The organism is Micromonospora sp. ATLC16 (assembly GCF_057196645.1).
The window spans coordinates 1-17,879 of record NZ_JBXUOW010000086.1; the positions used below are offsets into that span (position 1 = coordinate 1).

16 protein-coding genes are annotated in these 17,879 nt (G+C 72.4%); 6 read left to right on the plus strand and 10 right to left on the minus strand.

The genetic code is table 11. The annotated features are described in order from the left end of the window. The first annotated feature begins 161 nt into the window (after positions 1 to 161). Positions 162 to 2,831: an FtsK/SpoIIIE domain-containing protein gene (locus tag AC2CHE_RS24140; RefSeq protein ID WP_484507137.1), complete on the plus strand. Its 2,670-nt coding sequence runs from the start codon at positions 162 to 164 to the stop codon at positions 2,829 to 2,831. After that, positions 2,828 to 3,496 (plus strand): hypothetical protein, encoded by a 669-nt coding sequence (locus AC2CHE_RS24145; protein WP_484507138.1) that lies wholly within the window; start codon positions 2,828 to 2,830, stop codon positions 3,494 to 3,496. The genes AC2CHE_RS24140 and AC2CHE_RS24145 overlap by 4 nt, the downstream gene beginning before the upstream one ends. A 94-nt stretch (positions 3,497 to 3,590) precedes the next feature. On the opposite strand, the gene AC2CHE_RS24150 is transcribed toward AC2CHE_RS24145, so the two are convergent. The 6 genes from AC2CHE_RS24150 to AC2CHE_RS24175 form a co-directional block, all read right to left on the minus strand. Next, positions 3,591 to 4,904, minus strand: a complete 1,314-nt coding sequence (locus tag AC2CHE_RS24150) for a cupin domain-containing protein (protein ID WP_484507139.1) — start codon at positions 4,902 to 4,904, stop codon at positions 3,591 to 3,593. A 9-nt stretch (positions 4,905 to 4,913) separates the two neighbouring features. Further along, positions 4,914 to 5,156, minus strand: a complete 243-nt coding sequence (locus AC2CHE_RS24155; protein WP_484507140.1) for a hypothetical protein — start codon at positions 5,154 to 5,156, stop codon at positions 4,914 to 4,916. A gap of 175 nt (positions 5,157 to 5,331) precedes the next feature. Next, entirely contained in the window at positions 5,332 to 5,760 is a 429-nt protein-coding gene (locus AC2CHE_RS24160; RefSeq protein WP_484507141.1) for a DUF2267 domain-containing protein, read from the minus strand. A gap of 438 nt (positions 5,761 to 6,198) precedes the next feature. Then, the gene (locus AC2CHE_RS24165; RefSeq protein WP_093402778.1) at positions 6,199 to 6,597 is read right to left on the minus strand and encodes a TraR/DksA family transcriptional regulator; all 399 of its coding nucleotides are present in this window, start codon (positions 6,595 to 6,597) and stop codon (positions 6,199 to 6,201) included. Between the two features lie 121 nt (positions 6,598 to 6,718). Next, complete coding sequence (locus tag AC2CHE_RS24170; RefSeq protein ID WP_484507142.1) at positions 6,719 to 7,360, minus strand: nucleoside/nucleotide kinase family protein; 642 nt, start codon at positions 7,358 to 7,360, stop codon at positions 6,719 to 6,721. 56 nt (positions 7,361 to 7,416) lie between these two features. Beyond that, complete coding sequence (locus AC2CHE_RS24175; RefSeq protein WP_484507143.1) at positions 7,417 to 8,028, minus strand: winged helix-turn-helix domain-containing protein; 612 nt, start codon at positions 8,026 to 8,028, stop codon at positions 7,417 to 7,419. A gap of 383 nt (positions 8,029 to 8,411) precedes the next feature. On the opposite strand from AC2CHE_RS24175, the gene AC2CHE_RS24180 reads away from it, so the two are divergent. Then, positions 8,412 to 8,801, plus strand: a complete 390-nt coding sequence (locus tag AC2CHE_RS24180) for an ankyrin repeat domain-containing protein (protein WP_484507144.1) — start codon at positions 8,412 to 8,414, stop codon at positions 8,799 to 8,801. Between the two features lie 85 nt (positions 8,802 to 8,886). On the opposite strand, the gene AC2CHE_RS24185 is transcribed toward AC2CHE_RS24180, so the two are convergent. From AC2CHE_RS24185 to secA2, 4 genes are all read right to left on the minus strand, one after another. Next, positions 8,887 to 9,642, minus strand: coding sequence for a class I SAM-dependent methyltransferase (locus tag AC2CHE_RS24185; RefSeq protein ID WP_484507145.1), 756 nt, complete (start codon positions 9,640 to 9,642; stop codon positions 8,887 to 8,889). 94 nt (positions 9,643 to 9,736) lie between these two features. Continuing rightward, the gene (locus AC2CHE_RS24190) at positions 9,737 to 10,237 is read right to left on the minus strand and encodes a DUF2231 domain-containing protein (protein WP_484507146.1); all 501 of its coding nucleotides are present in this window, start codon (positions 10,235 to 10,237) and stop codon (positions 9,737 to 9,739) included. A 79-nt stretch (positions 10,238 to 10,316) separates the two neighbouring features. Beyond that, positions 10,317 to 11,057 carry a GAF and ANTAR domain-containing protein gene (locus AC2CHE_RS24195; protein ID WP_484507147.1) on the minus strand — a complete coding sequence of 247 codons (741 nt, stop codon included), beginning with the start codon at positions 11,055 to 11,057 and terminating at the stop codon, positions 10,317 to 10,319. A gap of 190 nt (positions 11,058 to 11,247) precedes the next feature. After that, a complete protein-coding gene (gene secA2 / locus AC2CHE_RS24200) occupies positions 11,248 to 13,542 on the minus strand; it encodes an accessory Sec system translocase SecA2 (RefSeq protein ID WP_484507148.1) in 2,295 nt (764 codons plus the stop codon). A gap of 315 nt (positions 13,543 to 13,857) precedes the next feature. Between secA2 and AC2CHE_RS24205 the strand changes: the two genes are divergently transcribed. From AC2CHE_RS24205 to ctaD, 3 genes are all read left to right on the plus strand, one after another. Then, the gene (locus AC2CHE_RS24205; RefSeq protein ID WP_484507149.1) at positions 13,858 to 14,844 is read left to right on the plus strand and encodes a glucosyl-3-phosphoglycerate synthase; all 987 of its coding nucleotides are present in this window, start codon (positions 13,858 to 13,860) and stop codon (positions 14,842 to 14,844) included. Between the two features lie 87 nt (positions 14,845 to 14,931). After that, the gene (locus AC2CHE_RS24210) at positions 14,932 to 15,660 is read left to right on the plus strand and encodes an ATP-binding protein (RefSeq protein ID WP_484507150.1); all 729 of its coding nucleotides are present in this window, start codon (positions 14,932 to 14,934) and stop codon (positions 15,658 to 15,660) included. Positions 15,661 to 15,748: 88 nt separating this feature from the next. Next, positions 15,749 to 17,752: an aa3-type cytochrome oxidase subunit I gene (gene ctaD, locus AC2CHE_RS24215; RefSeq protein ID WP_484507151.1), complete on the plus strand. Its 2,004-nt coding sequence runs from the start codon at positions 15,749 to 15,751 to the stop codon at positions 17,750 to 17,752. The last annotated feature ends 127 nt before the right edge of the window (positions 17,753 to 17,879 follow it).

Sequence of the window (17,879 nt, forward strand, 5' to 3'; positions counted from 1 at the left end):
GGTCGGGCGGGGCGGCGAGCCGGGTCTCGGCGGACGACCGGCGCCCGGCCGGACATCCGGGCCGGCCAGCTCCGGGGGTGCGCGACCGACACCGTGGGCCGAGGCGCCGTCCCGCCCCACCGCCCACCACGGGCTCGTCGGCCAGCCGAGGCGCGGGATCGATGGCTGACCGGCGCAGTCAGCTGGTCACCCGCGTCCGGGAACTGCTCGCCGAAGCACTCGGCGCGTCCCGGGAACGGTCGGCCACGGCACAGATCACCCTCTCGGCCGCCGCCGACCGGGCGGTGCGGGTGCGTCGGGCCGCCGCCGCCGTGCCGGCGCGCGTCGGCGTCGAACGCGACCGCCGCCTCGCCGAGATCGACTCCCGGCACGCGGCGCGGTTGGCCGTGCTGGCCCGGGAGGCGGCCGAGGCCGCGGCCCGGGAGGCGCCCGGCGCGGGTTCGGCGGACTGGCCGGGATGGCGTCCCACCCCGGCAGAGCGGGCCGAACCACCGGGAGCGACCCGGATCGGCACCGTCCGGCTGGCCGGCACCGAGCCGGTACCGGCGCTGGTCCCGCTGCTCGATTCCGGGCACGTGACGCTGGACGGGGACGCCGACGGCTGCTCCGCCGTGGTCGCCGCGCTGCTGCTGCGCACCCTGGGCCGGGCGGCACCGGGCAGCGTACGGCTGGTCGGCTACGACCCGGACCGGCTCGGCGGCGGACTGGCCGGATTCGCCCCGCTGGGTCCGGCGGGGCTGCTCACCTTCGTCGGCCCGGGTGGGCTGGGCCGGCTCCTGGACGACCTGGTGGAGCAGATCCGCCGGATCAACGAGACCGTCCTCGCCGGTGAGCACGCGTCGCTGCGCGATCTGGCCGCCGCGACGGGACGCCGCCCGGAGCCATGGCGGGTCGCGGTACTGCTCGGCGGCGACGAGCTGTCCCGGCACGAGCGCGGCCAGCTCGACCGGGTGGTCCGTGCCGGCGCGGCCTGCGGCGTCCACCTGATCGTGCGGGGTGTGCCGGTGCCCGACCAACCGGCGGTGACCCGGGTGACGGTGACCGCCGACGATGCGCAGATCGACAGCCTGCCGGTCCGGCTCGACCCGCCCCCGCCGGCTGCCCTGATCACCGAGACCTGCCGGGACATCGCCTCCGTGGTCAGCGCCGGCCCCGCACCCACCCCGTTCACCGACCTGCTGCCGCCGGCCGACCAGATGTGGCGGGACGACTCGGCGACCGGGTTGACCGCGCCGATCGGTGAGGGACCGCAGGGCCGCCCGGTGCTGCTCGCCCTCGGCGACTATCCACCGCACGCGTTGATCGGGGGGCCCTCGGGCACCGGCAAGACAAATCTGATCTTCGCCTGGATCGGAGCCCTCGCGGCCCGCTACTCCCCCGCCGAGTTGGAGTTCTACCTGCTGGACTTCAAGGAGGGGGTGTCCTTCGCCCGGTTCGCCCAGGGCCGGCGGGATCCGAGCTGGCTGCCGCACATGCGGCTGGTCGGCATCAACGTCAACACCGACCGGGAGTTCGGCCTGGCGCTGCTGCGCTTCCTGGCCGAGGAGTTGCGCCGGAGGGCGGACGCGGCCAAGAAGCACGAGGTCACGAAGCTGGCCGAGCTGCGCGCGGTGGACCCGACCGGGCACTGGCCGCGGATCGTCGCGGTGGTCGACGAGTTCCAGATGCTGCTGGCCGGCCGGGACGCGGTCGCCCGGGAGGCGGCCGACCTGCTGGAGGACCTGGCCCGCCGGGGCCGCTCCCAGGGCATCCACCTGGTGCTGGCCTCACAGGACGTACGCGGCATCGAGGCGCTGTGGGGCCGGCCCGCGCTGGTGGCCCAGTTCACCCTGCGGATCGCGCTGCCGAAGGCGCTGCGCATCCTCGCCGAACGCAACGACGCCGCCCAGTCGTTGCCGAAGTTCCACGCCGTGGTCAACGCCGAGTCGGGCCTGTCCGAGGGCAACCAGGTGGCCCGGATCCCGTCGGCCAGCGACTGGGAGACGTGGAGCGACCTGCAGCACCGGCTGTGGCGGATGCGTCCGGCGGAGGCTTCGCCCGCCCGTCTCTTCGACGGCGACGCCGTTCCCCGGCTGGCCGACGCACCGGACTTCCGGGCGCTACGGGCGCCGGAGGTCGGTACGCCCCGAGGGCCGGTCGCGCTCCTCGGCGAGATCATCGACGTGCAGGCCCGCTCGGCGGTGCTGCGCCTGCCCCGGGCACCGGGCCGCAACCTGGCCGTGCTGGGCACCCGGGTCGACGAGGCGTGCGCGGTGCTGGACTCGGCGGCCCGCTCGCTGGCCCGGCAGCACCGCCCCGGCAGCGCCCGCTTCTCGATCGCCTGCCTGGATCCCGACGCCGATCCGGCCGCCCGGGCCCTGTACGAGGATCTCGCCGACGACGCCGCCTGGTACGACGAGGAGACCGTGGCCGAGCTGATGGCCGAGACGGCCGACACCCTGGGTGCGCCCGGCGCCACCGGAGCACCTCACTATCTGCTGCTGTTCGCCGTCGACGCGGCGGCCGGGACGCTCGCCGCACGTACCGGCCGGGCCACCGGGCTGGAGAGTCTGCGCCGGATCCTGCACGACGGCCCCGAGCGACGAACCCACGTGCTGGCCTGGTGGCGTGGGGTGGCCCGGATGCGCGCCGACCTGGGTGGCACCGGCGCCCGCACCGATCAGATCGGCGCCTGGGTGGCGCTGGACACCCACGGCGGGGAACTGGGCCCGTCGTTGTACCCGGGCAGTGGTGGGCCGGACTGGTACCCCCGACCGTGGCGCGGGCTCTTCTTCGACCGGGCGGTGCACCGGACCGGGCAGACCATCATTCCCTACGGGCCGGCACGATGAACGAACCGGTCACCAGCCAGACCTACACCGCCCAGCTGCGACGGCTCGCCGAGCTGGCCGCCCGGGTGCGCGAGCAGCGCGAGGAGGCGCGGGACTGGTACGACCAGCAGCGCGCGGCGGCGGACCGGGCGGTGGCCGAGTCCGCCGACGAGGTGAACCGGGCCGAGCGGGAGCTGGCCGCCGCGCGCGAGGCACAGGAACGGGTGGACGCCGAGGTGGCGGTGCTGTGGCAGGAGCTGAACAGCCGCCTGGGCGGTGGTGGACGACGCGCCGGGGCGCCGCCGACGCCCGCGCCGGAGGCGACCGGCGACCCGGTCGCGTTGCTGGAGGGCGTACGCGATCTGCTGCGTCGGACCCGTCAGCCCGGCGAGCTACCGGGCAACCTCAATCCGCTGTTGGCGTTGTGCGGTGTCGGCGGTGGTGTGCTGGCGTACGTGCTGGGCGCCGTCGCCCGCGCCCTGGCTGCCCGCAACGACGGTGACCTGGCCGTCGGCCTGCCGGTACTTGCCCTGGTGGTGACGCTGCTCGGCCCGGTGCTGGGGCTGGTCCCGGCACGTCTGATCGCCGACCGTCACCACGCCGTGTTCAGCCCCCGCCCCGTCCTCATCGTCGTCATCGCCGGCCTCACCACCACCCTCTTCCTGTTGGCCCTTCCCCTTCCCTGACCGCGCGAGCCTGGAGACCCGTCGATCGAGAGGTTCGCGTCGAGATTCCGGCGGGACCGACGCAACCCGTTGATCGCCGTGGGCGGCGGTCCGATCAGACGGGGGTCAGGGCCGCCTCGCGGAGCAGGCGGCGGGTGAGGGTGAGGCGGTCGGCGTCGGAGTCCAGGCCGGGAAGGTCGCCGACGCGGATCGCCGGGCCGGCGAGCAGCGCCCGGACCGCGGGTCCACACTGCGCGGGCAGAGTGACCGTACGGTCGAACAGGCGCAACGCCAGCCGTTCGCCCTCGGGGACCAGCTGCCAGCGCAGGCCCGCACGGACGGTGACCCGACTGTCGGCGGTCAGCGCGGTGATCGCGGCGGCCTGTGCCAACGGCCGGATCGGCGCCGGACGCGACGCCGACCAGGCCCGTTGCCGCAGCCGGGCGGCCACGGCGGCCGGGTCGGCCCGCAGCAGCCAGTCCCGCAGCGCCTCGACCGTCTCGGTCAGCTCCGGTTCGATGGCGTCCGGATCGGCCACGTCGGTGCCGAACGGCAGGGTCGCCCGCAGTCGCTGGTCCTCGGCGGCCAACGCGAGTAACTCCTCGACCAACGCGTACCGGGTCAACGCCCGGACGCCGACGGTCAGGTGCAGCGAGCTGGACTCCTGCGCCTGGGCGCTGTGCAGCCAGCCCCGAGGCAGGTAGAGGGCGTCACCCGGTTCCAGGACGACGTCCAGCGCGGCGGACCCCTGTGCGGTCGCGGCGACCTCGTCGGCCCGGCCGCCCCACGCTTGCCGCTCCAGCGGGTCGGGCAGCACCGGCGGGTGGATCCGCCAGTGCTTGCGGCCGTCGACCTGCAGCACGAAGACGTCGTGGGTGTCGTAGTGAGTGGCGAAACCCTGGCTGTCCGGCGGAGTCAGGTAGGCGTTGACCTGCAACGGCTGTCCCACGGCCAGGCTCAGGTCCCGAGTGAAGTCGATCAACGCCGGCCAGGTGCGGTGCAGACCCTGCAGGACCAGGGTGGCGCCGTCGGCGTACAGCTGGAGGATCCTCTCGTCGAGGACCTGGTCGTCGATCTCGGCGCCGGCGCCGCCACCGCCGGTGTACCGCGCCGCGGGCAGCACCTGGCCGTCCTTGGCGACCCGCAGGAAAGGGGTACGCAGACCCCGCCGGCTGAGCAGTTCGTCGGCGTCGGCGGGGCCGAGCAGATCGGTGAAGCCGGCCGGGTTGGGCAGTTCGGCGGCGCGGGACAACAACGGAGTGCGTCCCCAGTGCGCGGCGGCGAACTTCGCCGCTTCCACGCTGACGCAGCGGGCCAACGCGGCCGTGGCCGAGACCAGTTCGGCGGGCTCGGCGAGGCCGAACGGCACGGTCGCCGACGACGGAGCCGCCGGGCGGCCGTGGCCGCCCGGCGGTTCGAGATGCGTCATGGCTATCCGTTACCGAGCTGCGCCGTCGGCGCCGCCGTCCTGCTGACCCGGGGTCGCACCGCCGTCGGCCGGACCCTCGGCGCCACCGTCGGCGCCACCGTCCTGCTGACCCGGGGTCGCACCGCCGTCGGCCGGACCCTCGGCGCCACCGTCGGCGCCGCCGTCCTGCTGACCCGGCGTGGCGCCGCCGTCGGCCGGACCCTCGGCCCCGCCGCCGCTGGTGGTCTGCATGTCATCGTCGTTGAGTGGCATCGTGCTCCCTCGGATTGACCCGCCCCCGCCACCATCGGTCGGGTGCGTCCTGCCGCGGGTGGTACCCCGCTCCCGATCTTCTGTAACCACACACCTCGTCCCACCGTAATCGTCCGAACCATCCGGCATGACCCGTTCGCCGATGCGGGCGGGGCGGGTCACGACGGGCCGGGGATCAGGGCATGATCCGGGCGAGATCGGTGGGCATGGTTTCCTTGACGTCATCCCATTCGCCCTGGGTGATGTGCCGACGCAGGGTGTCCAGCACCACCTGGACCACCCGCTCCGGGCCGCCGGCCACGTCGTACGGGAAGCCCTGACGGACCTCGTAGAGGAAGTCGTCCCGGTTGAGCTTGATCGGCACGTTCTGCGGCTGCCAGCCGTCGAAGTAGATGCCCCGCACCACGACCGGCAGCTGCGCGGAGAACTCCACGCTCTCCTGCACCGGCATCCGGTCGCGCAGCAGATGCAGCACGGTACGCAACGCGGCGTACGACTGGTTGCGTCGCTCCTTCGGCCAACCGTACGCCTGCTCGATGTCCCTCAGGATCAGGTTGGTCTTGTCCATCGAGGACTCGATCGCGGACTGGAACTGCTCAGCCATCTGTCCACCCCCGTAGGTCGGTCTCCCACCGTCGGTCGTCCTGACGTCGCGGCGGACCCACCGGGCCGCGCCGGTACCGGATCGGGCTGTCGGGTCCGGCCCGGGCGGCCCGTCGAGGCTGCTCGGACGCTCCGACAGTGCGCAGGACGCCGTTTCGCCGCCGATGCGGTACGCCCCGAACGGTCATCGCGGTCACCTCCGTGGTGTCGCCACCGCGCGGACGATCGCCAACGGCGCGTCGCCCGCCCGACCCATGCTCGGCCGCAGCCAGGTGAGCTGCCCTCACCCCACCCGGGTGAGAACCGTCCACGGCACATCACAGCCGCGGGGCACAGCGGAGGGGACGTCAGCCGGTCTCTGTGCCCGTGGAGGCGCACCACCGCGAGGTCTAAGGGTGGAGTCCACCGTGTCCCCGGAGCGACCGGCAACCGTTGTGGGTCAGGCTGCCCGACGCTCGCGCGTCTGCTTGCAGGTGACGCAGGTGGTGGCCGACGGGAAGATCTCCAGCCGTTCGACCGGGATCGGCGCGGTGCAGCCCTCACAGAAGCCGTAGGTGCCCTCGGCGAGCCGGGCAAGGGCGTGCTCGTACTGGGCGCGACGGTCCAGGATGGTCCGCAGCAGCGACTGTGCGGTGTCCCGCTCGGCGGTCTTGGTGCCGCTGTCGGCCTGGTCGTCGCCGGCGGTGTCGCCGACCTCGACGAGCCGCAGCACCTGGCTCTGCTGCACCGCCTGCTGGTACTCCTCGGTCAGCTCGTCGTGACGGGCCTGCAGGGAGAGCCGGATCTGGTCGGTCTCCGCCTGGGATCGGCCGGTGCCGACCGTGTCGTGGACGAGCATCGCTGCCTGCCTTTCCTGGGCCTGTGGTCTTCGCGGGCGGGTCGGTCCACGCCCGGCCATACCGCCCAAGTCATCGCACCCGGGCGCTGTGAGCCCGGCGTTTACCCTCGCTTTCGACGACTCAAACCGACCCGTCGACGGATTCCACCAACGCCGGGCGACGCGGGTCGTCGACCCGGACCACCACGTCGGCGAAGCTGGCCGGGTCGACCTCGGCGGCGTACCTGTCGAACGCCGGCAGGGTCCAGGCCAGATCGGTGTCGGTGCGCCGACGCAGCGCGGCGGCCGACATCTCCAGGTGTACGACGACGTCGAACGCCAGCCCGCCGCCGAGCAGGAACGCGCCGCTGACCAGTACCACCCCGCCGGGTGGCAGGTCGACGTAGGCGGCCCGGCTGGCCCGGTCCGTCCGGGCGTCCCGGAGCGAGGGCAGCACCCTTCCGGGCCCGTCCGGCCCCGCCGGGTCCAACACCTCCCGCCGCAGACCGGCCTCGTCCACCCAACTTTCGTAGTACGAATCCGGGTTGGCCCGGCCCCGTTCCAGACGCAGTGAGGCGGGGCGCAGGAAGTCCCCGGTCCGCACGTGCAGCACCGGGTGGCCGAGGGCGCGCAGTGGCTCGACCAGGGCGTCGGCCAGGTGCTCGGGACGGGCGGCCGGCGCACCGTCCATCGCAACCCGCAGCCGTCCGGTCGACATCGCGCCGGCCAGCCGCTCGGCCAGCTCGCTGACCAGGAGCGGCGGTGAGATGGGACGTACGCGCATCCAACCATGGTGCCCGCTGAGCCGCAGCGAGCCCGGGCCGGGCCGGCGCGACGCGATCAGCCGGCGCGGTCGAGGGTGACCCGGGCGTCGTCGGCCAACCGGTAACCGACGCCGTAGACGGTGGTGACCAACGGAACGTCCACACCGACCTTGCCGCGTAGCCGGCGCACGTGCACGTCGACCGTGCGTACGCCGGCGTGCTCGTAACCCCAGACGGCGTTGAGCAACTGGAGCCGGGTGAAGACCCGCCGGGGATTCGCGACCAGGTGCAGCAGCAGATCGAACTCCAGCCGGGTCAGCGGCAACGGCTCGCCGTCACGCAGCACCGACCGGGAGGACGCCAGGATGTGCAGGGCGGGAATGGCGGGCGCGAGCTGTCGCGACGGCGTACGACCCGCCGGCACGGTCTCGCCGCGGCGTTCCGGCACCACCGGACCGACGGTGATGATGGTGCCCTCGCCTCGTTCCAGCATCTCCCGCGCCGCGTCGAGCAACCGCCGCGCGGCCGGCGTCAGCGACTCCTCACATGCCAGCGGGATGGACAGGGTGACCGTCAGGACTGGCGCGGCGGTGTTGGCGGGACGACGCTGGCCGCCGGGGGGTCGACCGGGCACCGCGGGTTGGGACGTATGCCATCCGGCGCGCGACGAAGCGGGGCTGACCGACATGGTCCTCCTTGGCTGGTCCAGGTATTCCCCACGGCCCCGGGACGCCGCTTTATCGATGCTTCCCGGTGCCCGTGCGAGGGTCAAGAGGCGGCTGCGTTGCATGAATGTGACAATTGACCGACACTTCGGAGCCGTCCGCTCGCTCTGCGTACGAGGTCAGATGATTACAGCAGAGTCGCCAAGTTGACCTGATGCGGGGGGTGGTCCACACCGTTCGCGGCCTTCGGAACGGGATGTCCGTACCCGGCGTGACGTCAGCTTTTCGCGCTCCCGAGCCGCGACCGTCACGCGGACGGGACAGTGGTTTCGGCCAACCGACAGGCGGCGATCACTGTTCGGCTGGCGGTCGCGACCGGTGCGACGGCGGCGACTAACCTGGACCGGTGAGCGACGAACTCGACGCCGAGACCCTGGAATTCGCGCACCGGATGTTCGACCTGGCGCGTGACGGCGCGACCACGGAACTCGCCGGGTACGTCGACGCGGGGCTACCGGTCAACCTGACCAACCAGAAGGGTGACAGCCTGCTGATCCTGGCGGCGTACCACGCCCACCCGGAGACGGTGCGCGCGCTGCTCGACCGCGGCGCCGATCACTCCCGCGCCAACGACCGGGGCCAGACGGCACTGGCCGCGGCGGTGTTCCGCAGCAACACCGAGGCGGTACGCGCACTGCTCGGCGCGGGCGCCGACCCCGAGGGCGGCAACCCCTCGGCGGTGGCCACCGCCGAGTTCTTCGACCTGCCCGAGATGCTCGCCCTCCTCCGCGCCTAGGTCCACGGTTCGAGGTCTCGCCCGAGGCGCACGTGGTGCCCGCGCGGCGCCCGCCGCACGGGCGGCCCGGGTGGACGCGCGCGGGCTACGCTCTGGCCTCGATGAGGAAGCGGCGGGCGTGGGCCACGAAGGATCCCTCGGCGCGGATCCGATCGTGCAGGCGCCGCAGCGCGGGTCGGTGCGCCGCCACGGCGAAGTCGGGCACGGTCCAGATCACCTTGCGCAGGAACCAGACCACCGCACCGATGTCGTGGAAGACCGTCCGCAACGTCGCCTCGCGCAGGTCCACCACGGTCAGGCCGGCCGCCTGGGCGGCGGCCACGGCGTGCTCCGGATGGCGGTGCGTCGGCGGCGGCAGTGGGCCGAGAATCGCCTCGCTGAGTTCGCGTACGGTTCCCGGACCGATCTGCTGGGACAGGAACGTACCGCCCCGGCACAGCACCCGGGCCACCTCGGGCCAATCGGTGCGCACCGGATGCCGGCTGACCACCAGGTCGAAGGTGGCCTCACCGAATGGCAGCGGCGCGTCGGCGTGCACCGCCACCACGCTCGCCCCGAGTGCTGCCAGGTTGGCCCGCGCCACCGGCACGTTCGGCGGCCACGCCTCGGTCGCGACCAGCAGGTGTGGCGGGTGGGGCACCTCGGCCAGCACCTCTCCCCCGCCGGTGTCGATGTCCAACGCCGCGTCGGCGCGCGCCATCCGCGCCGCGACCAGCCGCGCGTATCCCCAGGGTGGACGTTCCTCGGTGGCCCGCCCGGCGAGCCAGTCGAACGCCCACCCGTCGACCGGGGCGGCGGCACCCTCGGCGATCAGATCCTCGAAGCTCGTCTCTTCCGACACGGGTGTCAGGCTGGCCGGCCGGGACCGCTCCGGCAACGCGTTATCCGACGGAGCGTCGGCGCCGACGCCGTCGGGCGCAGCAGCATCCGGGCGGCTACGGACGGGGGCGTACGACCTCGACGGTGGGGGCGTCCACGCCGTGCACGAACTCGACGCTTGTCGTCTCGGGCCGGGTGCTGTCGAAGTGACGCATCAGCCGCGCGCCGAGGTGGACGCCCACTCCACCGACGACGAGGCCGAGAACTTCGACGACCAGCAGCGCCGGGGTGGCACCGCGGTCCGTCGCGTCCGCCCGAACCAGGCAGGAGAGCAGGAAAAGCCCGGCCATGCCGGCGTTGACGACATTGAAGCTGATCGCCGTGTAGCGAGTCCGGTCGGGCGGCACGTCCCACAGGTCCACCATCCCGGCCACCGCGGTCAACGCCGCCGTCACCAGCGCGGCCACCGCCGTCCAGTAGCCGACCTCACCGACGAAGGCCGGCCCGCCGACCACGTCGGCGAGGTCGAAGATGGCGGCACAGACGAAGAGCCCGTACGGAAAGGTCACCAGCATCGGTTGGATGGGGTGTCCCTGCACCCGCAGCCGGCTCTGCATCGTGGTCCCCCTGGATAGGTTCAGTCCATCAGTCCAGGGTGCTACCCGGGCGCCACCCGGGCGAAACGACACGCCCCGGTCAGTTGTCCCGGGGCCGCGAGACCGTGCTGACGAGCCGCTCCGCCACCTCCCGAAGCGGGATCGACAGCGACGATGCCGCGCTGCGCAGCACGTCGAGGGCGTCCTCGGCGGGGCAGCCGCGCTGGGTCATGATGACGCCGACCGCCTGACCGACCACGCCTTCGTTGAGCAGCGCGCTGTCCTGCTGCCCGATCAGCGCGGCGCGCTTCTCCCGGTCGCGCACCGCCGCCAGCAGCAGGCTGGCGTGTTCGGCCAGCAGCATCGCGGTCAGCTGGTGGCCGGGGGTCAGCGCGTCGGGCTGGGCGGCGTACAGGTTGACCGCGCCGATCACCTGGTCATCGATGTCGACGGGGGCCGAGACGACCCCGCGTACGCCCAGCTCGCGGGCCTGCGGTGTCCAGTCCGGCCAGCGCGCTTCGGTGGCCAGTTCCTCCGCGCCGACCATCTCCCGGCGGCGGATCGCCTCCATCGCCGGGGTGTCCGGACCGTACCGCAGGTCGTCCAGGCCGCTGAGCCGGGGTTCAGAGGCGGCCACGCCGGCCGGCTCGCCGGCCCGCAGGGCGGTGAACCCGCACCAGGCCACGCCGCCGAGGGCGTCCCGGGTGATCCGGACCAGCGCGGACAGCGCCGCGTCGAAGTCGTCCACGGCGATCAGCCCGGCGGTCAACTCCCGCAGCAGGGCAGCCGTCTCCAACACGCCGAGCGGCTCCGTCAGCGGTGTACGCGTCTCCAGGTTCACGAGCCCGCGGCTCCCGTACGCCCGGTCAGCGTCGTCACCCGCATCCTCCTCGACTGGGCCCCCGCGCTGGAGCCGCCCTGGACATCACGATCGCCCCTACTACCCGCGCCGACAACGGTCGAAGCGGCGCAAACCGGGGCCCCTCCCAGGGTACGGGTGCCACCGGCAGGTGTGGGCCGGACCGGACGACTCAGCGGGCGCCGGCCCCGCTGAGTCGTCGCCCGACCGAGGCGATCAGCCGGTCCAGCTCGGAGCCGAACGGGTTGTCGTGCACGAGGTACGTCCAGGTGGCGCTCGGGCGGACCAGTTCCGCCGCGTCGGGCTCCCAGTCCTCGTCGAACTCGGTCTCGGCGAAGGTCGCGAGGGTACGCGCCTCGATCGCCGGCACCAGCTCGGTGAAGGCCGGCACCGCGGCCCGGTGGAACTCGTCGAGCGGATCGAGTCGTCCCAGGGCCCGCAGGTGCACTCCCTCGCGGACCTCCGACAGCTCGGCCAGGTGCGACGCCCACAGCCGGTCGAGGTGGTAGAGGGCGATCGACCGGGCCACCTGGGCCAGCAGGTCCTCGTCCATCTCGCCGGCCTTCTCCGGCATCTTGTCCAGCAGCATCAGGGCCGCGACGTCGCTGGTGAGCAGCCGCTCCCGCCGCTCGGCGAGGGCCTTGCGCTGCTGCTCGACGACCACGCTGTAGCGCCAGGTGTTGCGGTGGATCTCGTGGTTGACCCCCTCCGCGACCCGCTGGGCATGCTCGACGGCGTAGTCCACCTGCGGGTCGGTCACCAGGCCGTCGGCGTTCATCCGGGGTGACGGCGGCACGGTGTCACCGGCGTGGCGGACGACCAGGTCGTCCTCCAGGCTGACGTAGAAGACCGAGCCACCGGGGTCGCCCTGCCGACCGGCCCGGCCACGAAGCTGGTCGTCGACGCGGCGGCTGTCGTGCCGGCCACTGCCGATCACGTAGAGACCGCCGAGCTCGGCGACCCGCTCCCGGTCGGCCTGGTCGCTGCCGCCGAGGCGGATGTCCACACCCCGGCCGGCCATCTGGGTGGAGACGGTGACCGTGCCGTACGCGCCGGCTTCGGCGATGATCGCCGCTTCCTCGTCGTCGTTCTTCGCGTTGAGCACCACGCACGGCACCCCGGCGGCGTTGAGCCCGGCCGCCAGCTGCTCGGACTCCTTGACGTCCAGCGTGCCGACCAGCACCGGGCGCCCGTCGGCGTGGCAGCGCCGGATCTCGTCGATCAGCGCCTCCTCCTTCTCCGCCCGGGTGGCGTAGATACGGTCCGGCTCGTCGACCCGCACACACGGGGTGTTCGGCGGGATCACCGCGACCTCCAGGCCGAAGAACTCCCGCAGTTGGTCGCCGACGAGCACCGCGGTGGCGGTCATCCCGCAGACCACCGGGTAGAGCCCGACGTACGCCTGCACGGCGACGGTGCCCAGCACCTCGCCCTCGGCCGTGGCGTCCAGCCCCTCCTTGGCCTCGACCGCCGCCTGGAGCCCGTCGGGCCAGCGGCGGCGCTGGGCGACCCGCCCCCGCATCTCGTCGATCAGCTCGACCGTGTTGTCCCGGACGATGTAGTCCACGTCCCGGTGCAGCAGGGCGTGCGCGTGCAGCGCCACGTTGACCGCGGAGAGCTGCTCGACGTTCTCCTCGTCGTACAGGTCGATGCCGAGCTTGGCCTCGACGGCGGCCAGACCGGTGGCGGTGAAGGCGACGCTCCGGCCGTCCTCGGCCACCGTGTAGTGCCTGCCCCTGCGCAGACCGCGCACCAGCGCCGCGGCGGCGTGGACCGGGTCCTGCTCGCCGGGCACCGAGCCGGCGAGCACCATCGGCACCCGGGCCTCGTCGATCAGGATCGAGTCGGCCTCGTCGACGATCGCGGTACGCAGCGGGCGCTGCACCCGGTCCTCGATGTCGGTGACGAGCTGGTCGCGGAGGAAGTCGAAGCCGGCCTCGCTCACCGAGACGTAGGTGACGTCGCAGGCGTACGCGGCTCGCCGCTCGATCGGGGTGGACGCCTCGTTGACCCAGCCGACGGTGAGCCCGAGCAGGGTGTAGATCGGCTCCATCCACTGGGCGTCGCGGCGGGCCAGGTAGTCGTTGACGGTCAGCACGTGCACCGGCCCGTTGCCCAGCCGGACGTGCCCGTACGCGGCGATCGCAGCGGTGAGCGTCTTACCCTCACCGGTGGCCATCTCGGCAACCTTGCCGGAGAGCAGCGACATGGCGCCCAACAGCTGGACATCGTACGGACGCTGGTCGATGCCGCGGCGGGCCGCCTCGCGGCCGAGCGCACAGATCTCCTCGTAGCTCGACGCCGCGGTCGCCGCCTCGGTGAGTTCGGCGTCGTCGAACGCCGAGATCTCCTCCTCGCGGGTCTCGATGACCGGCAGCAGCTTCTCCAGCGGGCCCAGATCGACCGTGGTCCCCGGGCGCTGGAGGAACCGGCGGAACCTGGTCTTCAACCGTTGCGACACACCCATGAGCCGCAACGGTACGCGACCGGGCCGATCTTGAGCGTCCCGCCCGCCCGCCCGAATCCGCGCAATCTTGCGCTCGCCCTCTCGACATAGCGGACGTCCAGCGCATAAGCGAGGCCAGAGGTGCACGGACGCGAAAATCGGGCCTGGCTGGTGGACGCAATCAAAGGTTCATCAGCCGGGAACGTGACCGGAGCACGCTTGTGATCAAGCTGGGGACCGATCCGGTTAGCGTGCGGGGTGCTGGGAAATCCATCTCCCGGTCTTCCCGCCGACGAGGGGGTGCATGTGCGCAACAACGAATCTCTTGTCTCGCCTGTGGTAGAGGCCTGGGCCACCTATCGGACCACCTCGGCGGCCGACTGGCCGACCCGACGGCTCCTGCGGGCCAAGGGTGACAGCCGGGTCAGCGTGGTGCTACCGGCGCGTAACGAGGAGGCCACCGTCGGGGCGATCGTGGCGACCATCCGCGAGCACCTGATGGACCGGGTGTCGCTGGTCGACGAGCTGATCGTGGTCGACTCGCGGTCCACCGACCGCACTGCGGCGGTGGCCCGGGCCGCCGGCGCCGAGGTGGTCGGCCAGGACGCGATGACCCGTGGGCTGCCCCGGCTGACCGGTAAGGGAGACGCGCTCTGGGCCGGCCTGGCCGCGGCGGAGGGCGACGTGGTCGCCTTCGTCGACGCCGACCTGCGCGAGTTCCGGCCGCACTTCGTCACCGGGCTGCTCGGCCCGCTGCTGACCGACCCGTCGGTCGACTTCGTGAAGGGGTTCTACCACCGGCCCCTGGTCAGCAGCAGCGGGGTGGAGGCCGACGGCGGCGGCCGGGTGACGGAGCTGATGGCCCGGCCGATGCTGAACCTGTTCTGGCCGGAACTGGCCGGGTTCGTGCAGCCCCTCGCCGGTGAGTACGCCGGCCGCCGGGAGGTGCTGTCGCGGGTGCCGTTCGTCTCCGGCTACGGCGTGGAGACCGCCATGCTGATCGACCTGCTCGAACTCGTCGGGTTGGACGCCCTGGCCCAGGTGGATCTCGGCGAGCGTAAGCACCGGCACCAGGACACCGCCGCGCTGGGCCGGATGTCCGCCCAGATCATGCTCACCGCCTGGTCGCGCCTGCAGCGCCGGGGCTGGGCGAATTCGGACGTGTTGCCCACCGCCCTGCTGACCCAGTTCCGCCGGGGCGGCTCGGACGCACTGCCGAACCTGGACCGGGAGATCGTGGTCAGCGACGTCACCGTGGAGGAGCGGCCCCCGCTGGCGGAGTTGCAGCACCAGCTGCCGCGACGACAGGTCGCCGCAGCATAAGACGTGTCCGGCCGCACGGTTGCGTTTCACCCGGTGGAGGGCCGGGTACCTGCCAGTCTCTGCGAGACCGCCGAGACGAGGGTGGAGATGGCGAGCCGGATCACCTGCCAGGTGCACGACGGAGCACAGGTCACCGTCGTGCGTCTGGCCGGCACCCTCGACATGATCTCGATGCGGGCGGTGTACGCGCATCTGGAGGAGTGTCTGGCCCGGCAGCCCGACGCGCTGGTGGTCGACCTGACCGAGCTGGCCGTGCAGGAGCAGCTGGCGGTGTCCGTCTTCGCCGCCGTGGCGCGTCGGGCCGCAGACTGGCCGGTGGTGCCGCTGGTGCTCTGCGCACCGCGCCCGGAAGCCGCCGCCCTGCTGACCGGCTCCACGGCCTGCCGGGTGGTGCCGATGCGGAACAGTTGCGACGAGGCGAGCCGGTTCGCCGGCGCTTCCGCCGTGACCCGGCTGCGGCTGCGCCTGGACCCGGTGGCGGCGGCCTGTCGGCGGGCCCGGGAACTGGTGGCCGACGCCTGCGCCCGGTGGAACCTGCCCGAGGCGGTCGGTCCGGCCTCGGTGGTGCTCAGCGAGCTGGTCGGCAACGTGGTCCGGCACGCGGGTACCCCGATGCAGGTCACGGTGACCCTGCGCCGGCCCTGGCTGCACCTGGCCGTGATCGACGGCAGCAGCGCGGCGGCCTGGCCCAGCGCGGCCGGGCAGCGCGACGAGGGCGGTCGGGGGCTGCTGCTGGTACGCGAGCTGACCCACCGTTGGGGCAGTGCACCGGCCGGCGCTGGAAAGGCCGTCTGGGCCACACTACCCGCGAATTGACCGAAATTACCGCTCTCGCCTGGTTACATGGTCGACGGGGTGGGTAACCACGCCCGTCCCTTTCCATCGTCAACGCAGGTGAGCGCTCATGCCCAAACGGGTAACCACCGAACCCGGACAGGACCGGGGCCCGGCGATCCTTGCCCCGGCCCGGTTCGGCGGCTATCCCGGACCGCTGCGCAGGCCGCTTCCGGGTGGAAAGCTGGTCAGGTTCCTGGCCACCACCGACCACAAGCAGATCGGCCTGCTCTACCTGCTGACCTCGTTCGGCTTCTTCATGCTGGCCGGGATCGAGGCCATGGTGATCCGGGCCGAGTTGGCCCGGCCAGGTCTGCAGTTTCTCGCCCCGGAGCAGTACAACCAACTCTTCACCTCGCACGGCGCGGTGATGCTGCTGATGTTCGCCACCCCGGCGGCGTTCGGCTTCGCCAACTACATCGTGCCGATCCAGATCGGTGCGCCGGACGTGTCATTCCCCCGGCTCAACGCGCTGGCCTACTGGCTCTACCTGTTCGGCGGGCTGATGGTGGTCGGCGGGTTCCTGACCCCGGGCGGCTCGGCCGACTTCGGCTGGACCGCGTACACGCCGTTGAGCACCGTCGAAAACTCCCCCGGAGTGGGCGCGAACATGTGGGTGATCGGCCTGGTGGTGTCCGGTCTGGGCACCATCCTCGGCGCGGTCAACCTGATCACCACGATCCTGACCCTGCGCGCGCCGGGCATGACCATGTTCCGGATGCCGATCTTCACCTGGAACATGCTCTTCACCAGCGTGCTGGTGATCCTGATCTTCCCGCTGCTGGCCGCCGCGCTGCTGGCGCTCAGCGCCGACCGGCTGCTCGACGCGCAGGTCTACAACCCCGACACCGGCGGGCCGATGCTGTGGCAGCACCTGTTCTGGTTCTTCGGCCACCCCGAGGTCTACGTCATCGCGCTGCCGTTCTTCGGCATCATCAGCGAGATCATCCCGGTCTTCTCCCGCAAACCGATCTTCGGCTACACCGGTCTGGTGCTGGCCACCACCGCGATCACCGTGCTGTCGATGACGGTCTGGGCGCACCACATGTTCGCCACCGGTCAGGTGTTGTTGCCGTTCTTCAGCATCCTGAGTTACCTGATCGCGGTGCCGACCGGGGTGAAGTTCTTCAACTGGGTCGGCAGCATGTGGAAGGGCCAGTTGACCTTCGAGACGCCGATGTTGTTCGCCGTCGGCTTCCTGGTCACCTTCCTGTTCGGCGGGCTCACCGGCGTACTGCTGGCCAGCCCGCCGGCAAACTTCCACGTCACGGACACGTACTTCGTCGTCGCCCACTTCCACTACGTGGTCTTCGGTACCGTGGTCTTCGCGCTTTTCGGCGGCTTCTACTTCTGGTGGCCGAAGATGACCGGTCGCCTGCTCGACGAGCGGCTCGGCAAGCTGCATTTCTGGACCATGTTCATCGGGTTCCACGGCACCTTCCTGGTGCACCACTGGCTCGGCAACGAGGGCATGCCGCGGCGATACTCCGACTATCTGCCCACCGACGGGTTCACCACACTGAACACGATCTCCAGCATCTTCGCCTTCGTGCTCGGCACGTCCACCCTGTTCTTCATGTGGAACGCCTGGAAGTCCTGGCGCTACGGCGCCGAGGTGGCGGTGGACGATCCCTGGGGCTTCGGCAACTCCCTGGAGTGGGCCACCACCTGCCCGCCACCGCTGCGCAACTTCGACCGGATGCCCCGGATCCGCTCGGAGCGGCCCGCGTTCGATGCCAAGTACGGCGAACTCGTCTCCGACCTGGGCCGCGACCTTCCCCAACGGACCACCCGGCCGCCACAGGAGTTCCGCGACGAGATCCGCCGGGAGGTGCACATGCCGGAGTCACCGAGTGCCGAGGGAGCGCACGGCGCGCGGGAGGCCGTCGCGTACCAGCCCGCGCCGCAGTCCGGCGCCCGGCCGGTCGACGTGCCGGAGCCGGAGGAGGTACGCCGGCCGAGCTTCGAGGAGACCGACGAGCCGGAGGACAACCCGCTGGGCGCGCAGCGCGAGGCGCAACCCAACGACCGGTGGCGGCATCCGCGCGGACACGGTGACACCCCGCAGAACTGACGACCGACGCGTACCGGTCGGGGGGGGGGGGGGGGGGGGGGGGGGGGGGGGGGGGGCGGGGGGGGGGGGGGGGGGGGGGGGGGGGGGGGGGCGGGGGGCGCGGGGGGGGCGGGCGGTTCGTCCTCGG